Source organism: Massilia aurea (assembly GCF_014200505.1).
In the GTDB taxonomy this organism is placed as follows: Bacteria; Pseudomonadota; Gammaproteobacteria; order Burkholderiales; family Burkholderiaceae_D; genus Telluria; species Telluria aurea_B.
The window spans coordinates 252,350-267,547 of sequence record NZ_JACHBX010000006.1; the positions used below are offsets into that span (position 1 = coordinate 252,350).

The window sequence follows — 15,198 nt, forward strand, 5'->3', positions numbered from 1 at the left end:
CGTGGTGTGCTGAATGTATTGACAATAGGCCCATCAGGACACCGCGTCGAGACCAAGCTGCCGAAGAGGTCACATATTTTATTAATTTTTGATTTGCATCAAAAAAATACTGACTGGATATTGACCTAAATCTGTACGTGCAGCGAGCTGGTCAGTGCCCATGCCGCCGCATCAACAGCGCCGGCACCAGCGCGCTGGCCAGACCAACGACGCCCGCGCCAGCGACCAGTGCCGGCGCCAGCACCGCAAACTGAAACACCGCCGCCAGCCACGGCACGTACAGCGCCAGGGCCAGCAGGCCCAGGGCCGCGGCCACGACCAGCCAGAGGATCCGGTTGGGCTGGCGCAGGGAGTCGAGCAGGCTTGCGCCCGCTGCGCGGTTGACCAGGATCAGCGACAGGTTGGCAAACACCAGCGTGGTAAAGCCAAAGGCACGTGCCTGCGCCGGCGCCAGTGCGCCCAGTGCCCAGCCATACGCCAGGGCCACCCCCAGCAGGGGGCCGAGGCCCATGGCCAGCGTGCGGGCCAGGGCACCGGGCGTAAACAGCGGCGCCTGCGCATCACGCGGCGGGCGCAGCATCGCACCGGGTGCCGCCGGCTCGTTTTCGAACACCAGCGTGCAGGCGGGATCGATGATCAATTCCATGAACACGATGTGCATCGGAAACAGCAGGGGCGGCCAGCCAACGAGGATCGGCAGGATAGCCATGCCGGCGATCGGCGCGTGCATCGAAATGACATAGCGGATCGACTTGCGCAGGTTGTCGTGGATGCGGCGGCCGGCGCCGATGGCATCGACGATCGACGCGAAGCGGTCGTCCAGCAGCACCAGCGCCGCCGCCTCGCGCGCCACGTCGGTACCGCGCCCGCCCATGGCGATGCCCACGTGGGCGGCCTTGAGTGCCGGTGCGTCATTGACGCCGTCCCCCGTCATGCCGACCGTGGCGCTACCCCGTGCGAACGCCTGGACCAGGCGCAGTTTCTGCATCGGGGCAATGCGCGCGCAAATACTGAGTGCACCGATGCGCGCGTCCAGCGCGGCATCGTCGAGTGCGTCGAGCGCTGCGCCGGTGAGGACCGGTGTGTCGGCCAGCCCAGCCTGCCGCGCGATGGCGCGCGCCGTGTCCGGATGGTCGCCCGTGATCATCACCACCCGGATGCCGGCCCCGGCGCAGCGGGAGACGCAAGCGGGGATCTCGGGCCGCAGCGGGTCGGCCAGGGCCAGCAAACCCGATGGCACGAACGGGATCTCGGCAGCGCGGGCGGGCCAGCTGGCGCCGGGCAGGGTGGCCTGCGCCACCGCCAGCATGCGCAGGCCGTCCTGCGCCATGGATGACGCCGCAGCCAGCAGCCCGGCACTAGCCCCGGCATCGGCATCGGCATCAGGATTGCACCACCCCAGCACGGTTTCCGGTGCGCCCTTGGCCGCAGCGATCAGGACGCCATCGGGGCGCTGCCACACCTGCACCAGTGCCCGTTGCTGCGCCCTCACGCCGAATTCGTGTACGAGCGACCAGTCCGGATGGCGCTGCGTCGGCGCCAGGTTCGCCGCGCCGAGTCGCTGGACGGCCCGGTCGATCGGGTCGGGGCCCGTCGCAGTGCTGGCCAGCACGGCTGTTTCAAGCAGCGGCGCCAGCGCCGCCGGTAGGGATTCCTCGATCACCGCATGGCGCGCGCCGTGCGCGTACAGCGCCACGATGTCCATCCGGTTGGCCGTCAGCGTGCCGGTCTTGTCGACGCACAGTACCGAGATGGCGCCCAGCGTTTCAATTGCCGGCAGGCGCCGCACCAACACCTGCTGCCGCGACAGGCGCCAGGCGCCGATCGCGGGGAACACGGTCATCACGATTGCGAGTTCCTCCGGCAGCATCGACATGGCCAGCGCGATGCCGGCCAGTACGGCTTGCAGCCAGTCGCCGCGCATGAGGCCATAGACCAGCACCAGGACGACGCTGAACGCCATGCCCAGCACGGCAAAGGCACGCGCCAGCGCAGCGCTCTGGCGCTGCAGCGGGGACGGCGCGGGCCGCAGCGACCGCAGTGACGCGGCAATCCGGCCCAGCTGGCTGCGCCCGCCGGTAGCGGCCACGCGGGCGATCGCGTGGCCCTGCAGCACCAGGGATCCGGCAAACAGCATGGCCGTTGCATCTTTGTCGACCGGCATCGATTCGCCCGTCAGCAGCGATTCGTCGGCTTGCAGTCCGGTGCTGTTGAGCACGTGGGCATCGGCCGGCACACGGTCGCCTTCGTGCACGGCGACGAGGTCGCCAGCGACGATCCCAGCGCTGTCGATCACGTGCCAGCAGCCGTCGCGCAGCACGTGCGCGCGCGGACTGGCCAGGTCGCGCAGCGCGGCCAGTGCGCGCTCGGTCTTGCCTTCCTGGTACAGGGCCAGGCCAAGGCTGACGGCGACCATCAGGCACAGCAGCAGCCCTTCGTCGAGCTGGCCCAGCGCCAGGTACAGCAGGGCCGCGCCCACGAGCAGCAGGAACATCGGCTCGCGGGCGCTGTCGGCAACGATGCGGCGCCAGTTGCGGCGCTCGGTCTCGGCCAGAGTGTTTGGCCCGTCCATGGCGATGCGGTGCGCGGCCTCGGCGGCGCTCAAGCCATCGGCCGTCAGGTCGGCGGCCATCAGTGCGCCATCAGCACTGGCACCGTCATGCGGTCCAGCAGCGTTTCCGTGACGCCCCCCAGCACCAGCTCGCGCAGGCGCGGCCGCCCGTAGGCGCCCATCACGATCAGGTCGGCGTCGAGGCAATCCGTGCAGGCCAGCAAGGCGGCGCCGTCGTCGATCGGTGACGGTTCGACGTGCACCTCGCAGCGCACGCCCTGGCGGGCCAGATACAGCGCGAGATCGGTGCCCGGCTCGCGCCCGGTCGCCTCGAACGGCTGGAACAGGACAATTGCGACCAGGCCGGCATCGCGCAGCAACGGCATGGCGCCGGCGACGGCGCGCGTTGCCTGCAGGCTGCCATCCCATGCCAGCATGATGCGCCCGCCGATCGTCTCGTGCCGGCGTACATGGGGAAGCACCAGCACCGGGCGGGCGCTGCCCTGGACTACCTGCGCCGGCACGGGCCCGGCCAGATGGGCCGCCGCCGGATCGTCGAGGTCGGTCTGGCTGACGATGACGAGGTCGGCGTAACGGCCTTGCAGTGCCAGTCCGCCAGCCGGCTCGTCATCGGCATAGCGCCGCTCGTGACTGGCCACGCCCGCGGCAGCGGCGATGGCGTCGAAGCGTGCCAGTGCGGTGTCGTGGTCGTGGTCGTGGTTGCCCCGGCGTTCGTGCTGCCGGGTCAGCAGCATGGTGCTGCCGGCCTCGGCGTAGCGCGAGATGCCGGAAAATGCGCTGCCGACGAGGTGTGCGCCACAGCGCGCGGCCAGTTGCGCTGCGTACCGTATGCGCGCCCCGGCATGGGGCGAATGGTCGACGTGAACGACGATGGTCTTGTAGCACATGATGCACCTCCGGATGGCCGTGACAGCCAGCGTACGGCGCGTCGTGGCGGTCAGTCCAGCGCGACGTTTGCGCTTGGTGCAACCGGTTTCACCGAATTTGACTTGCATCAAACTTGCCGGGCGGGACACGGCGAAGAACCTCCGTCAGGCTTCGCGTCGCCACGATTTTTGATGCATGTCATATCGGTGTTTGCGCCAGCACGACTAGGATTAATTCGATGCCCGACGACCCGTTGACGGCAGGCGCAGATACTATCCTCCGGAGAATGACCATGTCCCATTCCATGACCCGTTTCGATCCCGTCGCACGCATGCTGCGTGCCGATCCGTTTCGCACCTTCGATGACTTCTTTGCCGACCTGGCGCCGCGCGTGCGCATCGACGTCACCGAGAGCGGCGACGGCTATCGCGTCAAGGCCGACCTGCCGGGCGTGAAAAAAGAAGACATCAAGGTCAATATCGACGGCAACCACGTGTCGATCAGTGCCGACACGTCATCGCAGAACACGCATGAAGGCGCCACCACCATCTGCGCCGAACGCGCCTGGGGCCAGTTCTACCGCAGCTTCACACTGCCGCAAGCGGTCGATGATGTTGCGGCCCGGGCCGAATTCAAGGATGGCGTCCTGCAGCTGGAACTGCCCAAGAAAGCGGGCGGCAGCGGCACGCCGCTGGCGATCGCGTGACCCCGGACGTCCTGCACGTGCCGACCTTGCCTGCGCATGCGGCGCCTGAACACCAGCCCATGTTCCGGCGCATCCTGTTACCGGTCGATGGCTCATTGTCGATGACGCCCCTGGCGCGCACCTGCCTGGCGTATGCCGCCGGCACTGGCGCGGCTGTCATCGCCGTGCATGTCGTGACGGATGCCGATGCAGCTGGCGCCAAGCGCATCCACGCCGGCCGCATCCTGCAGAACGTGGCCGAGACGGCGCACACGCTGGGCGTGCCGTGCGAGTGCCAGGTCTTGACCGGCGCCGAACCGTGGCGTGAAATCGTGCGCGCCGCGCTCGACCATCACGCTGACCTGATCTGCATGAGCTCGCATGGCCGCCACGGCGCCAGCGAGCACATTCTGGCAAGCCAGACGGCGCGGGTGATCGAGCACGCGCATCTGCCTGTTCTACTGTTTCGCTGAGAGAAGGATATGCGCATTTCGGATCTGCCATCCCAGCCTGCGACCGGGGCCGCCACCCCTGGCGAGACGCCGGTGCGCGAGCTCGACCGCGCGCTGTACGCCCAGCTCGCCTGGTGGACGCAGGGCCTGTCCCCGGCCTCGCTGGCAGCGGCCGCCACGGACTGGCTGGTGCACCTGGCCGGCTCGCCCGACAAGCAGCGCGAACTCGTCATCAAGGCGCAGCGCAAGTTGCTGCGCCTGGCGGCAAGTGCCGCCGCAAGTGCGCATCAGAACGGCGCACCCTGCATCACCCCGCTGCCGCAAGACCGCCGTTTCGCCGCGCCCGAATGGCAGGCGTGGCCGTTCAACCTGATTCACCAGGCGTTCCTGTTCGAGCAGCAGTGGTGGTACAACGCCACCACCGGCGTACCCGGGGTGACGCGGCATCACGAGCAGCTATGGACCTTTGCCGTGCGCCAGGCGCTCGACATGTTCTCGCCATCCAATTTCTTGCCGACGAATCCGGTCGTGCTCAAGGAAACCTGGCGTTCCGGCGGCATGAATCTGGTCATGGGGTGGCACAATGCGCTCGAGGACGCGAGCGGCGCCGCCGCGACGGCGCCAACGGGGTTCGAGCCCGGCCGGGGCGTGGCCCTGACACCCGGCAAGGTGGTATACCGCAACCGTCTTATCGAGCTGATCGAGTATGAGCCGGCGACCCCTACCGTCTGCGCCGAGCCGGTCCTGATGGTGCCGCCATGGATCATGAAATACTACATTCTCGACCTGTCGCCGGCCAATTCCCTGGTGCGCTACCTGGTTGGCCAGGGCCACACCGTCTTCATGATTTCCTGGAAAAATCCGGACGCGGCCGATCGCGATCTGGGGATGGACGACTATCTGCAGTTGGGCGTGATGGCGGCCATCGACCAGGTCGCCGCGCGGCGCCCCGGGTATGGCATCCAGGCGCTCGGCTACTGCCTGGGCGGCACGCTGCTGGCAATTGCCGCGGCCGCCATGGCGCGCGAGGGTGGCGAGCGCGACGAGCGCCTGGTCAGCCTGACATTGCTGGCGGCGCAGGTCGACTTCACCGAGCCGGGCGAACTGGGCCTGTTCATCGACGAGAGCCAGCTGAATTTCCTCGACAACGTCATGGCCGGCAAAGGCTATCTCGACGGCACGCAGATGGAAGGCGCGTTTGCGCTGCTCAATGCGAAGGACATGGTCTGGTCGCGCATGGTGCAGAATTATCTGATGGGGAAGGGCCGGCGCGTCACCAGCGACCTGGCGGCCTGGAATGCCGATGCCACCCGGATGCCGTACCGGCAGCAAAGCGAGTACCTGCGCAGCCTGTATCTCGACAACGATCTGGCGCAGGGCCGCTACCGCGTGGGCGGCAGTCCGGTTGCGCTGTCCGACCTGCACTTGCCCATGTTCGTGCTCGGGACCCGGCGCGACACGGTCGCGCCCTGGCTGTCAGTCTACAAGCTGCACCTGCTGGCCGATACCGAGCTGACGTTCTGCCTGACGGATGGCGGGCACAATGCCGGTGTCGTTAACCCGCCGCTCGCAAACGGCGGGCACGGCTACCAGATCGCCACGCGTGCCCATGACGGGCGCTATCTCGATCCCGACGCCTGGTGCGCCGCGGCGCCGCAGCAGTCCGGCTCGTGGTGGCCGGCCTGGGAGCACTGGCTGCGCAGCCATGCCACCGCGCAGCTTGCCGCAACCGCTGTAACGCCGGTCGACCCGGACGCGGTGCTGGACGATGCGCCGGGCCATTACGTGCTGGTGCGGTAGGCACGGTTCACCGATGGAGTACGGTAACGGCAGGTTTTGACGTGCATCATTCAAATTGCGTGCCCATCTCGGCACACTGCATGCCATGACTGCCAATTAAATGGCGCTCACCCATCAACCAAGGAGCCCCTATGGATACCAAAAAACTGCGCCGCATGAACGCGGTCTTCTACGCGCTGCTGGCGCAGGCCGCCGCCGTCCACGGTGCTGCGGCGCAGGCACCGGTGGACACCACCTCGTCGTCCGTCAAGCAGGAGATTATCGACAGCGAACCCGTGAGCGACGCAGTCGCCGTGGTGTGATGCTGGTCAGGCGAAACAAGAAGGTGCAGGGCGCCGCGCCACGGCGGCGTGGCCCTTACTCCAGCTGCAGCGCCGCGATCAGCGCGGCATCGCGCCCGTAGATGTCGGGTGCAAACAAGACCCGGCCCTGATGATCGACCAGGGCCGTTGCATAGAACAGCACGACGGGCACCGGCGCGGCCAGCTTGACGAAGCGGTTCTTGCCCGCACTCATGGCGGCCGTCACCTGTGCACCGCTCCACTGCTGCGAGTCGGCCAGCACGAATTGCGCGAGCTCGGCCGGTTGTTCGACGCGGATGCAGCCATGGCTCAGGTCGCGGTGCGTGCGCTGGAACAGTTCCCTGGCCGACGTCGAATGCAAATAGATATTCATCGGGTTGGGCAGTGCAAACTTGACGTCGCCCAGCACATTGCGTGAACCGGGGCGCTGCCTGATCCTGGCGCCACCGGCCCGCAGGCGGCTTGCCGTATCGCCGGCGCCAAGCTGCAGCACGCGCCCGTCCGATCCCACCAGTTCCATGTCATTTTGCTGCAGATAGGCAGGATTGCGCACCAGCTTCGGGAGGATTTCATTCTTCTGGATGCTGGCAGGAACATTCCAGTAAGGCGCGAATTCCAGGTAGCGCATTTCTCCGATGAAAAGCGGCGTGGGCGTACGGCCGCGCGCGCCGACGATCACGCGCATTTCCAGTGCCGGCGCCGCAAAATTGTCCCTGGCATCGAAGGTCCACAAGCGGTAGGTGGGCACGTTCACGACGACGACGCGTCCGTGCGCCGGCGGCGGTGGCAGCCAGCGCAGGCGTTCGAGCGTCAGCGCCAGCTGGGCGATGCGATGCGCGGGCGGCACCGACAGGGCCGTGACCGTCCCAGCGCCCAGTACGCCGTCTTCATCCAGCCCGTGCCGCGCCTGGAAACGGCGTACTGCGCCAGCCAGTGCCGGCGTATAGATGCCGTCACTGCTCATGGGCGCCTGCGCGTCCAGATCACCCAGTAACTGGAGCCGCGCATGCAGCACGGCTGCGCCGGCGTAGGGCTCGCCGGGGTGGATGGCGGCCCGTGCGACCGGCGGCAGCGCGGGCCAGTCCGGCGCTGCCCGAGACAATTCGCGGTACTGTGCCAGCGCCGCCTTGACCCTGCCATACAGCGGAATGGCGGGCGCAGCGGCGTCGATGGCCTGTGCCAGCCCTTGCGCGTCGCGCACAGTGGCCAGGCGCTGACGCGGGTCGAAACCGGTGTCGGGCGCTGCGGCAACCCGGCTGGCCCAGGCCGCGCGGCCCCCGTGCAGATCGCACAGGTACTGCACCATTGCGCGGTCGAGGTCGCGCACGAATGCTGCCGATGCGCCTTCGGGGCCGGCCAGTCGCCGGGTCAGTTCGTCCACCTGATAGCGGCGCACGTCGAGCCCGTGCTCGGGCGCTGCGCGCAGCAGTTGCAGTGCCAGCGGCGCCAGTCCCTGCGCGCCGGACAGCCAGGATGCCGCAGTTGAGACGACCGGAACACACGGACCGATCGCGGGCGCCGGCGTCGTGACGTCGGCGCCCGCGACGACATCACGGGCAAATGCGGCGGAACTCGTGGCAGCCTGAAGCAGCAAGAGCAGGAGGAGATGCGCGGCGCCGCCATGTGCTTTGGCGGGCCAGGTCAGGCGGGGAACTACCATGGGGTGTGATGCATGCGCTGTGATGAAGGGGTGATGTGACAGGCATCAAAATTACACCCTGCGGCGTATGGCAGTCGTTGATCTGCATCAATCCGATGGGTCGCCGTAGCGCCGACGTCGTCACGCAACGACGCTCCCCGCCGTGGCCTGCGGCACGGTCGTCACGCGCCCTGGTTCAGCAGTGCGCGCAGCAAACCACCCAGTGCCGACAGCGTCGCCAGGCGGTCGGCATCGCGCTGGTCTGCCAGCGCGGCGCGCAGCAGGCGGGCCACCTCGGCGTAGCCCGCCTCGTCGAGCTCTGTCGCCTGTGTCAGCGCGCGCCGCTGCAGCGACGGCGGCATATGCCGCAACCCCTGGCGCGCGACCTGCTCCAGCAACGTGAACGTCATGCGCAGCAAGGCCTGGCCGGGATCGGCCTCGACCGGCATGTCGCGCACCGGCATCGGGTGTGGCGCGCTGGGTTCAAGCGCCAGGACGATCGCGCGCTGGTCGGTCAGCACGCCGGTCGGCTGGATGGCCACGCCGCCGCCCTCGCACGACACGGGCCCGGCGATGGCGTGCACGGCGCCCCATTCGCCAGCCAGCGCCCGCGCCAGCGCATCGACGGCGCCCGGGGTCACGCTCTGATAAGCGAGCCTGGTGCGCAGGATGGGCTCACCGGCGTCTTCCCACTGCGCAAACAGCGTCTGCTGCACGCCATCCCAGGCCCACCCCGCGAGCGTCATGTCGCGTACGTCGACCACATGCCAGTTGCTGCCTGCCTGGCCCGACCGGATGCCAGCCGGCGCACGGCTGCGCAGGTGCTGCTGCAGCGCGCGCAGGCTGTCGAAGCGCAGCGGCGCGCGCAGGTCATCCCACGCCTTCGGCGACAGCGCCAGCACGCTTGTTTGCCGGGCCTGCGAACCCAGTTCGACACTGGCGTTGGCGCGCCGTTTCGCGGCCCGGGTCACGACCTGGCCAGCCCCCAGCTGCCTGAGCGGATGGCCCGCGATGCGCCGGTTCAGCAGCAGCTCGGCGTCGTCCTGCGCATCGTCGCCACGCGGCCAGGTGCGTTCCAGGGTGCAGGCCGCCTGGGTATCGGGATCGGCGAACACGATGCTCGCACCAACGCCCGCGTCATCGCGCCAGCACGTCACGCCCAGTGACACCAGGCGCAGCAGATCGAGCGCCACTTCGCCCTGCTGGCCGAGGCCCAGGATCTGGCTGGCGGGCATGCGCGCGCCGGGTGTCGCGTCCGCATGGGCCGCGCCCTGCAGGCGTGCGTGCAGGCTGGCGCTGGCGTCGACCAGGTCGGCCATGCCGAAGCGATTCGAGCGCTGCGCCAGCGCTTGCACGATGCGCCAGACGGTATCGAGATCCTCGCGCACCCAGGTCCAGCCCAGCTGCGTCAGCGCGGCCAGTGCGGCTTCGTAACGTGCTTCCAGGCCCGGCAGGGGCTGCGCCGCGCCTTCGCGCCATAGCGACCACAGCCAGTCGAGCACCAGCGCGCGGGCGTGGTGCGCCGCCGCCGTGTCCATCAGGCCGACGGCGGCCTCGGGCGCCGCCACGCCAGACGGCGCGACCACCAGCGTCACCTCGTTCAGGCCGGGATGCGTTTGCCGCGCTTGCCGGAAGGCCCAGCAGGCCAGGACGACGTGGGCGCAGGCCGTGCCTTGCTGGCAGTCGCAGCGCGCCAACGCCAGGCTGGTACTGGAAAAGAAGCGCACCTGGCTCATGGGCAGGTGGGCCGCAGGCACGCTGCCGGCAGCGCCTGCCAGCACGATGGTGGCAGCAGGCCGTTCCAGGGCCAGCTTGCGCGCCTGCTCGAGCACCCTGGGCGTGCAGGCGGCAGCGAGCGCGGCGTCGTCGAAGTCGGCCGGATTCCAGCGGTCGGGCTGCGCCCCGGCCGCATCGTCTGCAGCACCCGGGGCGCCGGCATGCTCGGCCTGGTAGGCCAGCACGAGCATCACGCGATGCCGGCACATGCCGCTTGCGCTGCAGTTGCAGGCGGCGTCGCGCAGCGCGACCCCGGGCGGCATGCTGGTCTGCACCGCATCGGCAAACAGCGCGTGCACGGTGCCGTCGGGATCCTGGCGCAGGGCCGGCAGCGCGCCGGCGGCGACATCCTTCTGCGCGCGCTTGACAAACCCCGGGTTGGCCAGCGCCGTCAGGGCGTCCGGGCCCAGTTCCATCAGATCGGTGCGCACCATCGTCATGCTTTCAGTTTCTCCGCCAGCCAGCTCGCCAGCTCGCCGGGCGTCATGGCGCCGACCTGGGCGCCGGCATCGACCAGCCGCCCGGCCATCGCCCGGTCGAAGGCAGGATCGGCCCCGCTGTCGAGCGCCGCCAGACCCAGCACCCTGGTGCCGCCCGCAACCAGCGCCTTGACCCGCCGCACCAGATCGAACTCGCTGCCGCCTTCGTAGAAGTCGCTGACCAGCACGACCACGCTGCGGGTCGGATTGCTGATCAGGCCTTGAGCGTAGGCCACGGCATGGGCGATGTCGGTGCCGCCGCCCAGCTGGACCTTCATCAACAGCTCGACCGGGTCGGCGACGCTGGACGTCAGGTCGACCACGGCCGTGTCGAACGCGACCAGGCGTGTGCGCATGCCGGGCAGGTTCCACAGGCAGGCCGCCATCACGGCGCTGTGGATTACCGAGCTCACCATCGAGCCGCTCTGGTCGATCAGCAGGATGATGTCCCACGGCTGCGCGTGACGCCGGCTGCGGCTCATGAACACGGGCCGCTCGACATACAGGCGCTGGCGTGCCGGATCCCAGCGCTGCAGATTGTCGGCGACGGTGCGCTTGAAGTCGAAGTTGCTGGCGATCTTCAGCTGGCTGCGCTGGCGCCGGTCGCGCGTGCCGCTGAATGCCCGGCGCACCTCTGTATCGAGCTGTTCCATGATGCGCCGCACGACCTCGGCCACGAGCTTGCGCGCCGCGCCAAGCACCTCGGGATTCATCAGATGCTTGGTGTGCAGGACCGCGCGCAGCAGCGATTCGGATGGCGTGATGCGGCTCAGCACCTCCAGGTTGGTCACGACCTCGTCGATGCCGAAGCGCTCGACCGCGTCCGTCTCCAGCCGCTCGATCACTTCCTTCGGAAACAGCGTGTGGATGCTGTTGATCCAGTCGGGCGTGCTGAGGCTCGACGGGTCGAGGCCGGCGCCGCGTTCATCGCGCTCGCCGCGATCGGGATCGCGACCGTACAGCCATTCGAGCGCGGCGTCGGCCTCGGCGGCTTGGGCGTCCAGCGCGCCGCAGGCGGATTCGGCGGCTTCGCCCAGTATCAGGCGCCAGCGTTCGAGAGGCAGGGGAATCTGGAGGGTCATGCGGGTGCTCCGGGCGCAAACGCGATGCCCCATGCGGCCAGGGCAGCCAGCGCCTGCTGCTCGGCCAGGCGGTGAGCGGCGACATCCTCGGCGGCCCAGGCGCCATGGCGCGCAGTCAGGTCGTGGCGGGACAGGTGCGTCGCGTCGTGCAGGCCCAGCACCTGCGACGCCAGGTCGCCCCGCTCGCGCGTGGGCAGCCAGCCGAACGCGGCGCGCAGGGCGGGCAGGGCGCTGACGAATTCGTCGTCGGCCAGGCGCTGGATGCGGGCGTCCAGCCCGGCGACAAAGTGCGTCTCGTGCAGCAGCGCGTCGCGCGCCAGCGCCAGCAAGCCGCTGACGGCGTCGCCCAGTTGCGCCGGTGTCAGGCTGTCGAGCACGTTGAGCGCCAGTGCGGCGAGCGGCGCGGCGGCTTCACCGTCGTGGGCGCGCAGGCCGATCACCGCGCCCAGTGCGCCGCCACGGCTGAGCGGGGCGGACGCCACGCTGGCAGCCTTGCGTTCGAACACCGCCAGCATGCGCGGCACGTCGATCGACAGCACGCTGCCTGCCTCTTCGCGCCGGCTGCTGATCACGTCGAGTGCGATCTGGCGTAGCGCCACCAGCGCCGCGATGTGCTCGTCCACCTGGCCCGCCGGCACGGCGGCAGGCGGCTCAAGCAGCCACAGGGCGCGGTCGACCCCGGCCTCGATCACGACCCGCAGCACCGGCGCATCGGCCATGCCGAGCATGTGCCCGTGACGCAGCAGCATGAACAGCGTGCCGACGGCCGTGCCCAGCGGCTCGAAGCGCGCTTCCTCGGCCACGGCTGCCTGCAGTTCGGCCAGCACCGCCGTACTTAGCCCGGGCAGGCCGGCAAAAGCGGCGCGGTCGAGCAGGCGCGTCAGTGCATCGATCTGCCGGCCGGCGCTGCGCAGGCGGTCTTCCAGCCTGGCGCGGGCGGCGTCCAGCAGCGTCGCGCCCCAGGCGCCCGCCTCGATCAGCGCGGCCGTCTGCGCAAACGGCTGACTGATGGTCCAGCACTCGCTCGACTGGCCCGCCAGCGCCCAGCCCGGCCCGCTCTTGCGCACGAAGCCCGGCAGGTCGAGCAGGGCGATCCGGTGCAGCACCTGGCTGCGCCGCCGGTCCTCCGGCGTGTGCAGGTCCAGCTCGACGTCGACCGGTTGACGTTGCAGCGGCAAGCCGGCAGCGGCCAGCTCGGCCAGGAACGAGGCGACCAGCGGCGGCTGCGGTGTGCCCGGCGCCAGCGCACCGGCGCCGTCGCCAGCCAGCACGTCCATCGTCTGCACGAGCACCGGATCGGTGCCGGCGCGGATGGGGCCGCGGTAGGTCCACGGCAGCGGCACGTCCAGCGCATCGGCCACCAGCGTGCCGGCCAGCGCATCGAGCCAATCGCTCCGCAGCGGGGTGCGGTGGCCGCGCAGCATGGCCAGGCCATGGGCGCGCAGATGCACGGCCATCAGGTCTGCGGTCGACGCCGGCAACTTTTTCGCGCGCAGGCGTTCCAGCACCCGTTGCAGCAACTGGCGTCCGGCGCCTTCGAGGCCGTGCTGCCACACCCAGTCGTAATACGTCGGCGACGGCATGCCCGAGGCGTAGCCCGAAAACGCGTCCAGCCGCTTGAAGGTGTAGGGCACGAGAAACGACCCGTGTCGAACATCAATCGGCGTCGCGCCGCCAGGCGCCGGGGTGGCCGGTTCAGGGTCACCCGGCCGGTAGCCCGCATGCGCCGCCGGCCACAGACGCGCCAGCGCCGGCGCATGGTAGCCGCCGCACACGACCAGCACCGGGCCGTGTCCCTGCGCCATCGCCCAGCCGATCCACTGCGCCATCATCGCTTCGCGCGCGGCGTTGCCGATCGAGCCGGGATCGTCGTTGCGCAGATGCGCGAAATACTGCGTCAGGCTGGACTCGAGCAGGTCCAGGTCGGCGTGGTCCTCGAACAGCTGGTCCCACAGCGCATCGCGGCCCTCGGTGCCCAGCGCTTCGGCCAGGCCATCGAGGTAGGCGTGCGCGCGCGCTTCCTGGTCGGCGCCGTCGATGTCGGCGTAGCGGTTGAGCGTCTCGGAAAACGCATCGTGCCAGGCCGGCAGGTCGATGAAGCGCACCTGCGCATCCAGTGCGCGCCCGACCCACAACGCTTGCCATTCGGGCGAGTGTTCGGCGAACGGCGACCACGAGCCATGCTGGTTCTCGCCGTCCGACAGATAGCTGTAGATGGCGATGGGCAGCCGGTGCGGCAGCGCCAGTTCATCGAGCCGCAGGTTGAAGTCGGCCGGGCCCTCGATCAGCACATACGCAGGTCGGACGGCGCGGATGCGCGCCGCCACCAGCCTGGCGCAGGCCGGGCTGTGGTGGCGCACGCCGATGATCGACGGCGCGTGGGCTGTGGCGTCGGCTTGCCGGATCACGGCAGGCGGTGCCGGGCGTCGTAGTACGCGCGCCAGTGCTCGCCCGAGCGCTTGGCGACCTTTTGCTCGAAGTAGCGGCGCAGCTTGGCATGGTCGTCGGCATTGTCCTTGACCACCGTGCCGGCGATGCAGTCGACCACGTCGGCCGGGTTACCCTCGCGCCCCTCGAGATACCAGGCGCGGATGCCCACCGCATGCGCCACATTGACCGCTTCAGCGGTCGACATGACGGCGCTGAGGCGGTCCATTGCCGGCCCGCTGCCTGGCGCCGCATGGCCATCCTGCGCGCCGCGCAGGTCGCGGAAGGTGCTCACCAGCAGTTCGAGCACCTGCGGCGGCAGCGTCGTGGGGATGCCGCTGCGGGCCAGCAGCAGGGCGGCCGAATCGGCCACCAGGGTCAGCTCGCGCTCGAAGTCGAGGATCGGGAACACGGTCTCGAAATCGAAGCGGCGCTTGAGCGCTGCACTCATTTCGTTCACGCCCCGGTCACGCGTATTGGCCGTGGCGATGATGTTGAAGCCTTCGCGGGCGTACAGCATGCCATCGGCGCCCCCCAGTTCGGGCACGGCCATGACGCGGTCGGACAGCATGCCCAGCAGGCAGTCCTGCACCTCGAGGGGCGCGCGCGTGATCTCTTCGAAGCGCACGATCCGGCCCTGCTGCATGCCGAGGTACAGCGGCGCCGGCACCAGCGCCCGTGGCGACGGCCCTTCGTTGATCAAGAGCGCGTAGTTCCAGCCATACTTGATCTGGTCTTCGGTGATCGACGCGCCGCCCTGGATCGTCAGCGTCGACACGCCGGAGACGGCGCAGGCGAGCAGCTCGGACAGCAGCGATTTGGCCGTGCCCGGCTCGCCCACGAGCATCAGGCCGCGCCCGGTGGCCAGCGTGACGAGCATGCGCTCGATGCTCGAGACGGGCGCGACGATCTTGGCCGAGATGCCGAGCGACGCGTCGCCCAGGATGAAGCTGCGCGCCGCGCGCATGCTCAAGCCCCAGCCGGGCGGCTTGACGTTGCCATCGCGCGCGGCCAGTTGCGCGAGCTGGTCCGCGTACAGCAGTTCGGCCGGCGGGCGTTGGAGGAGCGCGCTGGCGCTGGTCTTCGGTTGTTTGGTGTCTTTGATGGTCATCGTGTG

Annotated in this window: 11 protein-coding genes; 4 read left to right on the forward strand and 7 right to left on the reverse strand. The window is 69.3% G+C overall.

Annotated features, from left to right (window positions below; translation table 11 throughout):
• Positions 1-151: 151 nt before the first annotated feature.
• Together HD842_RS23200 and HD842_RS23205 are read right to left on the reverse strand one after the other, a co-directional pair.
• Entirely contained in the window at positions 152-2,632 is a 2,481-nt protein-coding gene (locus HD842_RS23200; protein WP_183558290.1) for a cation-translocating P-type ATPase, read from the reverse strand.
• Positions 2,632-3,459, reverse strand: coding sequence for a universal stress protein (locus HD842_RS23205; protein ID WP_183558292.1), 828 nt, complete (start codon positions 3,457-3,459; stop codon positions 2,632-2,634). The genes HD842_RS23200 and HD842_RS23205 overlap by 1 nt, the downstream gene beginning before the upstream one ends.
• A 272-nt stretch (positions 3,460-3,731) precedes the next feature.
• Here HD842_RS23205 and HD842_RS23210 point away from each other — a divergent pair, with 272 nt between their 5' ends.
• The 4 genes from HD842_RS23210 to HD842_RS23225 all read left to right on the forward strand — a co-directional run bounded on the left by HD842_RS23210 (position 3,732) and on the right by HD842_RS23225 (position 6,678).
• Positions 3,732-4,145, forward strand: a complete 414-nt coding sequence (locus HD842_RS23210; protein WP_183558294.1) for an Hsp20/alpha crystallin family protein — start codon at positions 3,732-3,734, stop codon at positions 4,143-4,145.
• Positions 4,142-4,597, forward strand: coding sequence for a universal stress protein (locus HD842_RS23215; protein WP_183558297.1), 456 nt, complete (start codon positions 4,142-4,144; stop codon positions 4,595-4,597). Before HD842_RS23210 ends, HD842_RS23215 begins: the two co-directional genes overlap by 4 nt.
• Before the next feature lie 9 nt (positions 4,598-4,606).
• Positions 4,607-6,376 (forward strand): PHA/PHB synthase family protein, encoded by a 1,770-nt coding sequence (locus HD842_RS23220; RefSeq protein WP_183558300.1) that lies wholly within the window; start codon positions 4,607-4,609, stop codon positions 6,374-6,376.
• 131 nt (positions 6,377-6,507) lie between these two features.
• Complete coding sequence (locus tag HD842_RS23225; RefSeq protein ID WP_183558303.1) at positions 6,508-6,678, forward strand: hypothetical protein; 171 nt, start codon at positions 6,508-6,510, stop codon at positions 6,676-6,678.
• Positions 6,679-6,733: 55 nt separating this feature from the next.
• On the opposite strand, the gene HD842_RS23230 is transcribed toward HD842_RS23225, so the two are convergent.
• From HD842_RS23230 to HD842_RS23250, 5 genes are all read right to left on the reverse strand, one after another.
• Positions 6,734-8,338: a L,D-transpeptidase family protein gene (locus HD842_RS23230; protein WP_183558306.1), complete on the reverse strand. Its 1,605-nt coding sequence runs from the start codon at positions 8,336-8,338 to the stop codon at positions 6,734-6,736.
• Between the two features lie 161 nt (positions 8,339-8,499).
• Positions 8,500-10,533, reverse strand: coding sequence for an SWIM zinc finger family protein (locus HD842_RS23235; RefSeq protein ID WP_183558309.1), 2,034 nt, complete (start codon positions 10,531-10,533; stop codon positions 8,500-8,502).
• Positions 10,530-11,654, reverse strand: coding sequence for a VWA domain-containing protein (locus tag HD842_RS23240; RefSeq protein ID WP_183558311.1), 1,125 nt, complete (start codon positions 11,652-11,654; stop codon positions 10,530-10,532). The genes HD842_RS23235 and HD842_RS23240 overlap by 4 nt, the downstream gene beginning before the upstream one ends.
• Positions 11,651-14,062, reverse strand: a complete 2,412-nt coding sequence (locus HD842_RS23245; protein WP_370660882.1) for a DUF5682 family protein — start codon at positions 14,060-14,062, stop codon at positions 11,651-11,653. Before HD842_RS23245 ends, HD842_RS23240 begins: the two co-directional genes overlap by 4 nt.
• The gene (locus HD842_RS23250; protein ID WP_183558314.1) at positions 14,059-15,192 is read right to left on the reverse strand and encodes an ATP-binding protein; all 1,134 of its coding nucleotides are present in this window, start codon (positions 15,190-15,192) and stop codon (positions 14,059-14,061) included. The genes HD842_RS23245 and HD842_RS23250 overlap by 4 nt, the downstream gene beginning before the upstream one ends.
• Between the last annotated feature and the right edge of the window lie 6 nt (positions 15,193-15,198).

Bases quoted from the DNA above. Each gene is read 5' to 3' on its own strand.
- HD842_RS23235 (WP_183558309.1), bottom strand. From the start codon at position 10,533: ATGACGATGGTGCGCACCGATCTGATGGAACTGGGCCCGGACGCCCTG.
- HD842_RS23220 (WP_183558300.1), top strand. From the start codon at position 4,607: ATGCGCATTTCGGATCTGCCATCCCAGCCTGCGACCGGGGCCGCCACC.
- HD842_RS23205 (WP_183558292.1), bottom strand. From the start codon at position 3,459: ATGTGCTACAAGACCATCGTCGTTCACGTCGACCATTCGCCCCATGCC.
- HD842_RS23210 (WP_183558294.1), top strand. From the start codon at position 3,732: ATGTCCCATTCCATGACCCGTTTCGATCCCGTCGCACGCATGCTGCGT.
- HD842_RS23240 (WP_183558311.1), bottom strand. From the start codon at position 11,654: ATGACCCTCCAGATTCCCCTGCCTCTCGAACGCTGGCGCCTGATACTG.
- HD842_RS23200 (WP_183558290.1), bottom strand. From the start codon at position 2,632: ATGGCCGCCGACCTGACGGCCGATGGCTTGAGCGCCGCCGAGGCCGCG.
- HD842_RS23230 (WP_183558306.1), bottom strand. From the start codon at position 8,338: ATGGTAGTTCCCCGCCTGACCTGGCCCGCCAAAGCACATGGCGGCGCC.
- HD842_RS23250 (WP_183558314.1), bottom strand. From the start codon at position 15,192: ATGACCATCAAAGACACCAAACAACCGAAGACCAGCGCCAGCGCGCTC.
- HD842_RS23225 (WP_183558303.1), top strand. From the start codon at position 6,508: ATGGATACCAAAAAACTGCGCCGCATGAACGCGGTCTTCTACGCGCTG.